The organism is Micromonospora salmantinae, from assembly GCF_022230905.1.
Classification (GTDB): domain Bacteria; phylum Actinomycetota; class Actinomycetes; order Mycobacteriales; family Micromonosporaceae; genus Micromonospora; species Micromonospora salmantinae.
Genome location: NZ_JAKKFG010000042.1, coordinates 478,347 through 485,617, shown reverse-complemented (window position 1 = coordinate 485,617; position 7,271 = coordinate 478,347). Strand labels below are relative to the sequence as shown.

The 7,271-nt window shown below is 71.0% G+C and carries 7 protein-coding genes; 2 read left to right on the top strand and 5 right to left on the bottom strand.

The window, feature by feature from the left end; translation table 11 throughout:
• Positions 1 to 454, bottom strand: a 454-nt coding sequence (locus tag PSH03_RS26090; RefSeq protein WP_238690681.1) for a cellulose-binding domain-containing protein, incomplete at its 3' end; no start/stop codon positions are given.
• 241 nt (positions 455 to 695) lie between these two features.
• Between PSH03_RS26090 and PSH03_RS26085 the strand changes: the two genes are divergently transcribed.
• Positions 696 to 2,135 (top strand): pyridoxal-dependent decarboxylase, encoded by a 1,440-nt coding sequence (locus tag PSH03_RS26085; protein WP_238690680.1) that lies wholly within the window; start codon positions 696 to 698, stop codon positions 2,133 to 2,135.
• 31 nt (positions 2,136 to 2,166) lie between these two features.
• Here the strand turns inward: PSH03_RS26085 and PSH03_RS26080 are convergent, their stop codons facing one another.
• Together PSH03_RS26080 and PSH03_RS26075 are read right to left on the bottom strand one after the other, a co-directional pair.
• Positions 2,167 to 3,159 carry a sulfite exporter TauE/SafE family protein gene (locus PSH03_RS26080; protein ID WP_210786213.1) on the bottom strand — a complete coding sequence of 331 codons (993 nt, stop codon included), beginning with the start codon at positions 3,157 to 3,159 and terminating at the stop codon, positions 2,167 to 2,169.
• A gap of 226 nt (positions 3,160 to 3,385) precedes the next feature.
• Complete coding sequence (locus PSH03_RS26075; RefSeq protein ID WP_210786214.1) at positions 3,386 to 3,850, bottom strand: RrF2 family transcriptional regulator; 465 nt, start codon at positions 3,848 to 3,850, stop codon at positions 3,386 to 3,388.
• A gap of 291 nt (positions 3,851 to 4,141) precedes the next feature.
• Between PSH03_RS26075 and PSH03_RS26070 the strand changes: the two genes are divergently transcribed.
• Complete coding sequence (locus PSH03_RS26070; protein ID WP_210786215.1) at positions 4,142 to 4,810, top strand: YceI family protein; 669 nt, start codon at positions 4,142 to 4,144, stop codon at positions 4,808 to 4,810.
• A 45-nt stretch (positions 4,811 to 4,855) separates the two neighbouring features.
• Here PSH03_RS26070 and PSH03_RS26065 read toward each other — a convergent pair whose 3' ends face one another.
• Positions 4,856 to 5,740: an acyl-CoA thioesterase gene (locus PSH03_RS26065; protein WP_210786216.1), complete on the bottom strand. Its 885-nt coding sequence runs from the start codon at positions 5,738 to 5,740 to the stop codon at positions 4,856 to 4,858.
• A complete protein-coding gene (pyk, locus tag PSH03_RS26060) occupies positions 5,737 to 7,185 on the bottom strand; it encodes a pyruvate kinase (protein ID WP_210786217.1) in 1,449 nt (482 codons plus the stop codon). The genes PSH03_RS26065 and pyk overlap by 4 nt, the downstream gene beginning before the upstream one ends.
• Positions 7,186 to 7,271 lie beyond the last annotated feature (86 nt).

Below are 7,271 nucleotides of genomic sequence, written 5' to 3'. Positions count from 1 at the left end.
GGGTGGTGGGTGGCGGGGTGGTCGGCTCGTCGGTGGGTGGCGCTCCGGTGCAGGTGGTGCCGTTGAGCGCGAAGCTGCCCGGCACCGGGTTGCTGCCGGTCCACGAACCGTTGAAGCCGAACGACGCGCTGCCGTTCGTGGCGATGGCGGTGTTGTGGTCGACGTTGCGCGCGGTCACCTGCGCGCCGGTCTGGGTGACGGTGGCGTTCCACGCCTGGGTGACCTGTTGGCCTGCGGCGTACGACCAGGTGACGGTCCACCCGTTGACCGGGTCGCCGAGGTTGGTGACTGTGACGTTGGCGCCGAAGCCGCCCTGCCACTGGTTGGTGATCTGATAGTCGATCCGGCAGCCGACGGCGGCGGCCGAGGCGACGACCGTGCCGAGGGTGCCGGCCACGACGGTGGCCGCCGTCGTGGCGGCGAGCAGGATCAGCCGATGTCTGGACGGGTGCATGCACTGCCTCCGGGGATCCGGTGATGATCGCTACGACCCACCGGCCCTGCCCGGGAAGCACAGTGGACCCGACCCACCGCGACGGCGGCGGACGGCGATCTGATCGGGGTGAAACGCCCTGGAACTCACGGATCCGACTCACCGCGCATCGTAAGGCAAGCGCTTTCCGCCATGCAACATCGATGGTTGTTACTTCCTTCGGGTCTTGCCCCAGCGATCGATGCCTGATCAACTCGTCGGGGTGAGCGCTCACCACATGGACCCTGACGAGTTCCGTCGAGCAGGCCACGCCGTCGTCGACTGGATCGCCGACTACTGGGAGACAGTGGAGCAACGACCGGTCGCCCCGGCCGACCCCCCGGGCACGGTGGCCGCCGCCCTGCCCCGCGAGCCACCCACCACCGGCGGCGAACCGGTCGAGGCGATCCTCGCCGACCTGGACTCGATCGTCGTACCGGGGCTGACCCACTGGCAGCACCCCGGCTTCTTCGGCTACTTCCCCGGCAACACCTCCGGCCCGAGCGTGCTCGGCGACCTGGTCAGCTCCGGGCTCGGCGTCCAAGGGATGCTCTGGGCCTCCAGTCCGGCCTGCACCGAGCTGGAGACGGTGATGATGGACTGGCTGGCCCACCTGCTGGACCTGCCACAGCGGTTCCGCTCCACCGGCGCCGGCGGTGGGGTCATCCAGGACTCGGCCTCCTCGGCGACGCTCGTGGCCACCCTGACCGCACTGCACCGGGCCAGCGGCGGCCGCTGGCGGCACACCGGCATCGACCGGCGTTACCGCGCGTACACCTCCGTCCACGGGCACTCGTCCATCGAGAAGGCGGTACGGATCGCCGGGCTGGGCAGCGACGGAATCCGGTCGATCGAGGTGGGCCCGGACACCCAGGCGATGCTGCCGGGCGCGCTGCGGGCCGCCATCGAGGCCGACCTGGCCGCCGGTGACGTGCCGGCCATCGTGGTGGCGACCATCGGCACCACCTCCACCACCGCCGTCGACCCGCTGCCGGAGATCGGGGCCATCTGCGCCGAGTACGGGATCTGGCTGCACGTGGACGCCGCGTACGCGGGCGCCGCCGCCGTCTGCCCCGAACTGCGCTGGACGCACGCCGGCCTGGAGTACGCCGACTCCTACTGCTTCGACCCGCACAAGTGGCTGCTCACCGGCTTCGACTGCGACGCGTTCTGGGTGGCCGACCGGGCCGAACTGATCGAGGCGCTGACCGTACTGCCGGAGTTCCTGCGCAACGCTGCCTCCGAATCCGGCGCGGTGATCGACTACCGGGACTGGCAGGTGCCGCTGGGCCGGCGGTTCCGGTCCCTCAAGCTGTGGTTCGTGCTGCGCTGGTACGGCGCCGAAGGGCTGCGGGCACACATCCGCTCCGGGGTGGCGCTGGCCGAACGGTTCGCCGAGCGGGTCCGCGCCGACGACCGGTTCGAGTTGGCAGCGGCACACCCGTTCTCACTGGTCTGCTTCCGACTGTGCGCCGACGACGACACCAACGCGGCGTTGCTGGCCGCGGTGAACGCCACCGGACGGGTGCACCTCACGCACACCCGGGTCGCCGGCCGCTACACGCTGCGGCTGGCGGTCGGCTCACCCCAGAGCACCGAAGCGCACATCGACGAAGCCTGGAGCCTGCTCTCCGAGGCGGCCGACACCCTGCTCACGCCCTAACCCGGCATCGGCGGGTGGGCGCAACCGGGGTTCAGCGTGGGGTGGCCGTACCGGTGGTGGCCAGATCGGCCGGCACCTCGCCGGCGGACGCGGCGGCGGCGGCCTCGGCGGGCACACCGGCAGCGGCGGCGGGAGCAGCGGCGGCTTCGGCGGCCTCGGCGCGGGCGCGGCGGGTACGGCGTAGGGCGCGTACGGCAAACACCAGGGCGGCCAGCCAGCCGGCGGCGAGCAGGGCGTACAGGGCGGGGCGGGCCGGACCGTCCAGTTCGGCGGAGCGGATCAGGGTGCGGGCGTTGGTCAGCACGATCACGCCGCCGACTGCCGCGCCGAGCAGTTGGGCGGGCACGATTCGGACCAGCCAGGCGGCCAGCGGGGCGGCGATGAGCCCGCCGATGAGCAGTGCGGCGACGGTGGGGAGCAGGAATCCCTCCGAGCCCAGCCCGATCAGGAAGCCGATGCTGGCCGCGCCGGCCACGACGAACTCGGAGGTGTCGACCGAGCCGATCACCTTGCGGGGTTCCATGCGGCCGGAGACCAGCAGCGCGGGGGTGGCCACCGGGCCCCATCCGCCGCCGCCGGTCGCGTCGACGAAGCCGGCGACCAGGCCCAGGGGGCCGAGGAAACGACTGCGGAGCCGTCCGCCGACCCGGTCGGTGCGCAGTGGCCGGGCGAAGCGGATCAGGAGGTACGCGCCGAGCGTGAAGAGAATGCCGGCCATCCACGGTGCGGCGGCCTCGGTGGAGATCGAGCTGAGCAGTGTGGCGCCGGCGAAGGCGCCGACAGCGCCGGGTAGGGCGATGCGGGTCACCACCCGCCAGTCGACGTTGCCGAACCGCCAGTGCGCGACCCCGGCGGCGAGCGTGGTGCCGATCTCGGCCAGGTGCACCGATGCCGAGGCGGCGGCCGGGGCGACTCCGGCGACCAGCAGCAGAGTGGACGAGGTCAAGCCGTATGCCATGCCGAGCGAACCATCGATCAGTTGCGCGACGAGCCCGACCAGAGCGAGGACCAACAGCTTGCGCACGAGCGCCCCCAGACTTTTCGGCATCTCCTATCGACTTGGTCGACAATGCGGGATGGGGCAGCCGGGGTCAAGCCCCCGATCGGTGGATGGGACGCGCCGGGCGGTGCGCCGGGTCGGCGGCCCGTGGCGCGAGGCCGGGAACCGAGCGGCGGAACCTAGCCGGCGTGCAGATCCAGGCGAAGAAGGCAGCGACCAGGTGACGTGGAGCCGGGAGGCGAGCCGGCGCTCAGATCCAGGCGCGTGGGTCGGCGGCCAGCTCGGTGACCCGTGCGGGCAGGGTGCCGGCGGCCACGTCGGCGACGCTGACCAGCTCCAGGATCTCCCGCTCGCTTGCCCGTAGCGCGATCCAGACCTCCTGGAGGGCGTGGGCCGGGCCGTGGTAGCCGAGTTGCTCGGGGCGTTGCCCGCGTACGTGGGCGAGAGGCCCGTCGATCACCCGGATGACCTCGGCGAGGGAGATCTCCCCGGCGGGGCGGGCCAGCCAGTAGCCGCCCTCCGGGCCACGCTGAGCGTGCACGATGCCGCCCCGGCGCAGCTGCAGAAGGATGCTCTCCAGGAACTTCGGCGGGATCTCCTGGGCGCGGGCGATCTGGTCGGCCGTCACCGGCCGGCCGCGCCCGGGGCCGCTGGCCGTCGCGGCAAGCTCGGCGGCCGCGCGGAGGGCATAGTCGACCCGAGCGGAGAGGCGCATGTCGGCAAGGTTAGTCGCTGGTCAGCCGGGCGGGCGGGCGACCCTCGGCCGATCGGCCACGCATCGATGGAAAGTAGCGCCGCTGACGCCCGTCCGGGTCGCCGGCCGGGACCGATGAACGGCCGCCGGCAGGGAATGGTGAAGTACGTCATGATCCACCCTACGGTGGCGGCCGAAATGCCGGTCCGGAGCGTCCCTATGCTGGGCGGGAGTACGAATGTCCGGCCGTTTACCCGGCCGCGAGCAACATATTGATAAACACCCGGGTGTGCTCGGGGGGAAGGCAACACGATGACCGATATCGCCACACGCACCTGGGACGGCATGACCATCCCGGTGGCCGGCTCCTATCTTCTCGATCAGGCGCACAAGCGGATCGGTTTCCTGTCCCGGCACATGATGGTGAGCCCGGTGCGCGGCGAGTTCGCCGAGGCCACGGCGGAGATTTTCGTGGCGGAGGACCCGCTGCTGTCCTCGGTGACGGCCACCATCATGTCGGCCAGCATCACCACCGGAAGTGTCGACCGGGACACGCATCTGAAGAGTGCCGACTTCCTCGACGTCGAGCGTTTTCCCACCCTCGAATATCGAAGCACGGGCATTAGGTGGCAGGGCAACGAGGACCCCATATTCCAGTGGGCGCGTCTGCGCAACCACCGGTTGGGCGGACGAGGCCGAAGTCACATTGTTCCGCCGCAGTCCGACGGTATTCCCGGGCGATTCGTTCTTACCGGTGAGTTGACCGTGAAGGGGATCACCCGGGCCGTCGACCTGGAGGTGAATTTTGGTGGCGCTCGTCAGGATCCGTACGGGCAGAACATCTTCGGATTCAGCGCGACGGCCGAGATGAACCGTGAGGACTACGGCCTGCTCTGGAATGTCGTCCTGGAGAGCGGCGGGGTGCTGGTCGGCAAGACGGTGCAGATCGAGATCGCCGGCGAAGCCATCTACCAGCCCTGAACCACGTCATCCCCGCCAGTTGCCTGGCGGGGACGAGCGGCAACGTCAGGCGCCGACGCGGCGCAGCAGACCTTCCTGGACGGCGCTGGCGATCTGCTGGCCGTCAGTGGTGAACATCCGGCCGGTGGCCAGCCCACGCGCGCCGGACGCCGACGGGCTGAGGCAGTCGTAGAGGAACCACTCGTCGGCCCGGAACGGCCTGTGGAACCACAGCGCGTGGTCCAGGCTCGCGCCGACCAACCCGCCCGGCCCCCACACCTCGCCGTGCGCGGAGAGCACCGAGTCCAGCAGGGTGAGGTCCGAGGCGTAGGTGAGCGCGCAGGCGTGCAGCAGGGGGTCGTCGGGCAGTTTGCCGTCGATGCGCATCCAGACGCGCTGGTGCGGGTCGGCGGGCCGGTCGCCGGGGCGGACCCAGCCGGGCTCGCCCACGTAGCGCACGTCGATCGGTCGTGGGATCTGGCCCCAGATGCCCAGCCGCTCCGGGTAGCGGGAGAGCCGGTCGGTCATCGTCGGCACCTCCTGCGGCGGGGGCACGTCCAGCGGGGCCGGGGCCTGGTGGTCGAGCCCCTCCTCGGCCCGCTGGAACGACGCCGACATGAAGAAGATCGGCTTGCCGTGCTGGAGGGCGACCGCGCGGCGGACCGAGAAGGACCGGCCGTCGCGGATGTTCTCCACCTCGTACGCGATCGGTTCGACCGGGTCGCCGGGGCGGACGAAGTAGCCGTGCAGCGAGTGCACGAACCGCTCCGGGTCGACGGTGCGGCCGGCGGCGACCAGGGCCTGACCGGCGACCTGGCCGCCGTACACCCGTTGTGGACCGACCGGGGGGCTCATCCCCCGGAAGGTCATCTCCCCGGTCGGGTCGAGGTCCAGCACTTCCAGCAGCTGGTCCACCGCCGCCTGGCCGACCGCGACCCGACCGTCGCTCACTGCAGGGCCCGCGCCGACGCGGCGTCGACCAGCGAGCCGAGCTGGTGTACGCGCAGCGTGTTGGTCGAGCCGGGGGTGCCGGGCGGGCTACCCGCGACGATCACCACGTAGTCACCGGGGTTGGCCCGGTCGAGGCCGAGCAGCGCCTGGTCGACCTGGCGGAACATGTCGTCGGTGTGCTGCACGAACGGCATCAGGAAGGTCTCCACGCCCCAGGTGAGGGCGAGCTGGTCGCGCACCTCGGGGACCGGCGTGAAGGCCAGCAGCGGCAGGTCGCAGTGCAGGCGGGACAGCCGTCGCACGGTGTCGCCGGTCTGCGAGAAGGCGACGAGCGCCTTGGCGTTGATGGCCCGGGCGATCGACGAGGCGGCGACGGTGAGGGCGCCACCGTGGGTACGCGGGTCGTGCTGCAACCGCGGCACGCCGATGGAACCGGCCTCGGTGGTCGTCACGATCTTGGCCATGGTGCTGACGGTGAGCACCGGGTACTTGCCGACGCTGGTCTCGCCGGAGAGCATCACCGCGTCCGCGCCGTCGAGCACCGCGTTGGCGACGTCGGAGGCCTCCGCCCGGGTGGGGCGGGAGTTCTCGATCATGGAGTCGAGCATCTGGGTGGCCACGATGACGGGCTTGGCGTTCTCCCGGCACAGCTGCACGGCGCGCTTCTGCACCAGCGGGACCTCGTCCAGCGGCATCTCGACACCGAGGTCGCCGCGGGCGACCATGACGCCGTCGAAGGCCAGCACGATGGCCTCCAGGTGCTCCACCGCCTCCGGCTTCTCGACCTTGGCGAGCACCGGCCGGAAGACGCCCTCCTCGGCCATGATGTTGTGGACGAGCTTGATGTCCTCGGCGGAGCGGACGAAGGAGAGCGCGACCAGGTCGACGCCGAGACCCAGGGAGAAGCGCAGGTCCTCGGCGTCCTTGTCCGACATGGCGGGCACGCTGACCGCCACGTTGGGCAGCGACACGCCCTTGTTGTTGGAGACCGGGCCACCCTCGGTGACGAGGCAGCGGATGTCGTTGCCGGTGACGTCGGTGACCTCGACGGCGACCCGGCCGTCGTCGATCAGCAGCCGGTCGCCGGGCTTCACCTCGTGGGGCAGCTTCGTGTAGGTGCAGGAGACCCGCTCCTTGGTGCCGATCACGTCGTCGCCGGTGATCACGACCGAGTCACCGGTGCGCCACTCGTGCGGGCCGTCGGCGAACCGACCGAGCCGGATCTTGGGGCCTTGCAGGTCGGCGAGGACGGCGACCGGCTTACCTGTCGCCTCCGACGCCTCCCGGACCAGTCGGTAGACCGCCTCGTGGTCGGCGTGGCTGCCGTGGCTGAAGTTGAGCCTCGCCACGTTCATGCCGGCCTCGACGAGACCCCGGATGCGCTCCGGGGACGAGGTGGCGGGACCAAGAGTGCAGACGATCTTCGCGCGGCGTGTCACGCCCATCAGGCTAGTCTCTCCTTCAGGTCGGACTCGGGGCCGACCCCTTGCAGGCAGTGGAACAGGTGTCCAACGACGCGCGGTGCGCGTCG

Excerpts from the sequence above, each read along its gene's own strand:
- PSH03_RS26075 (WP_210786214.1), bottom strand. The coding sequence starts at position 3,850 with ATGCGCCTCTCCGCTCGGGTCGACTATGCCCTCCGCGCGGCCGCCGAG.
- PSH03_RS26070 (WP_210786215.1), top strand. The coding sequence starts at position 4,142 with ATGACCGATATCGCCACACGCACCTGGGACGGCATGACCATCCCGGTG.
- pyk (WP_210786217.1), bottom strand. The coding sequence starts at position 7,185 with ATGGGCGTGACACGCCGCGCGAAGATCGTCTGCACTCTTGGTCCCGCC.